We start from the raw sequence: 2,028 nt of genomic DNA, 5'->3' as shown, positions 1-2,028 counted from the left end.
CCCCGCCGACCTCGTCCTGACCGCCCGCGCTGGGCGAGGGCGGTCAGGACGAGGTCGGCGGGGTCGGGGCGCACCTCCCGGTGCGCCTGCAGCCAGCCGAGCAGGCCGTCGGGGCGGTTGGTGATGACGCCGTCGACGCCCGCGTCCACCAGCGCGCGCCACAGCACCGGCTCGTCCACGGTCCAGGCCCACACCGCCAGCCCGGCGGCGTGCAGCTCGGCCACCGCGGCGGGCCGCGCCGCCAGCGAGGCGACGTCGGGGTTGCAGGCGACGACGCCGAGGTCGCGGCGCAGGGCGCGACCCCGCGCGAGGGCGTCGGGGCCGAGCGCGTCGAGCAGGACCGCGCGGCGCACCCGCGGGGCGAGCTGCTGCACGGTGGCCAGCGTGGCGACCTCGAAGCTCTGCAGCACGACCTGCTCGAGGGCGCCGGTGCGACGCAGCTCGCGCAGCACCCCCGCGACCTGCGGGCGGTCCCAGGTGCCCTTCAGCTCCAGCAGCAGCTGGGCACCGGGGTGCTCGGTGAGCAGGTCCAGCAGGTCCGCCAGCAGCGGGACGCGCTGGCCGCGGTAGGCGGCGGAGAACCACGACCCGGCGTCCAGGCGGGTCAGCTCGGCGGCGCCGAGGTCGGCGACCCGGCCGCTGCCGGCGGTGGTGGCGTCGACGTCGGCGTCGTGGATGAGGGCGGCGGAGCCGTCGGCGGTGGGGTGCAGGTCGGTCTCGACCATGTGGGCACCGCAGCGCAGCGCGGCTTCGAAGGCGGCCAGCGTGTTCTCGGGCGCCACCGAGGAGTACCCGCGGTGGGCGATGACGAGGGGCGAGCCCTGGGCGACGGGCTGGGCGACGGGCTGGCTGTCGATGGTCACCAGGGGTCTCCACCCTGCTCGGCTCGGGTGCCGGGACCTCCCCGGCGCGTGCTCCAGGAACGCTTCGGCAGCCCGGGCCGCCGGCTGGAGCGCGCGCCGGGGACTTCTCAGCCCTCGGCGGCGGAGACGTCGACCAGGACCTTGCCGACGACGCCGCCCTCGACGGCCTCGTGGGCGGCGGCGGTCCGCTCCAGCGGGAAGCGCACCAGCGGCAGGCCGTGCTCGCGGCCCACCGGCAGCGCCCCGTCGCGCAGGGCGGCGGTGACGTCCTCGGCGGCGGCGGCCAGGTTCTGCGCGCCCATCGTGTACATGAGGATGAACTGCAGCCGGGTGTTGAGCACCATGTTCGCGCGGATGTCCACGCGCACGTCGTCGCCGCCGTCGTTCGCGTAGCTGGCGACCACCCCGCGCGGGCGCAGCACCGCCTGGTCCAGCTCCAGGTTCTGCGCGAGCGCCACCTCGACGACGACGTCCACGCCGTCGGGGGCGACCTCGCGGATCGCGGCGGCGGGGTCGCCCTCGCGGTAGTTGACGACGTGGTGCGCGCCGGCGGCCGTGGCCAGCTCGGCCTTCTCCGGCCCGCTGACGGTGGTGACGACGGTGGCGCCCGCCCAGCGGGCGAGCTGGATCGCGGCGTGCCCGACGGCGCCGGCGCCTCCTGAGACGAGGACGGTGCGGCCCGCCAGGGCGCCGGGCGCCAGCCGGCGGGGGCCGTCCTCGTCGAGGGTGAGGGCGCGGTGCGCGGTGACGGCCGGCACGCCCAGCGAGGCGCCGACGTCGAAGGGGACCCCGTCCGGCAGCGGCGCCACGCGCTCGGCGGGCAGCACCGTGAACTCCTGCGCGGTGCCGGTGGGGCGCTGCTGGGCGGCCATGACGGTCCACACCCGGTCCCCCACCGCCAGGCCGTCGACGCCCTCGCCGACGGCGTCGACGACCCCGGCGCCGTCCTGGTTCGGGGTCACCTCCGGGAACGGGGCGGGCCGCCCGTCACCGCTCCCGCGCCGGGACTTCCAGTCGGTGGGGTTGACGCCGGAGACGACCACGCGCACGCGGACCTCCCCGGGCCCGGGCTCGGGCACGTCGCGCTCGACCAGCCGCAGGACGTCGGCGGGTCCGGTCTCGGAGTACACGATGGATCTCACGTCGGCGCCAACCCCGACCGGGC

Annotated in this window: 2 protein-coding genes; both read right to left on the bottom strand. The window is 77.5% G+C overall.

All coding sequences use genetic code 11. The features are described from left to right. Positions 1-863: glycerophosphodiester phosphodiesterase family protein (locus tag GTQ99_RS22580; protein ID WP_205708057.1), on the bottom strand; the 863-nt coding region annotated here is incomplete at its 3' end. A 107-nt stretch (positions 864-970) separates the two neighbouring features. Next, positions 971-2,005 carry an NADPH:quinone reductase gene (locus tag GTQ99_RS22575; RefSeq protein ID WP_166617913.1) on the bottom strand — a complete coding sequence of 345 codons (1,035 nt, stop codon included), beginning with the start codon at positions 2,003-2,005 and terminating at the stop codon, positions 971-973. Between the last annotated feature and the right edge of the window lie 23 nt (positions 2,006-2,028).

Source organism: Kineococcus vitellinus, from assembly GCF_009906315.1.
GTDB classification, from domain to species: domain Bacteria; phylum Actinomycetota; class Actinomycetes; order Actinomycetales; family Kineococcaceae; genus Kineococcus; species Kineococcus vitellinus.
The sequence above is the reverse complement of the archived record's forward strand: the minus strand, read 5'-3'. Positions and strand labels throughout refer to the sequence as shown.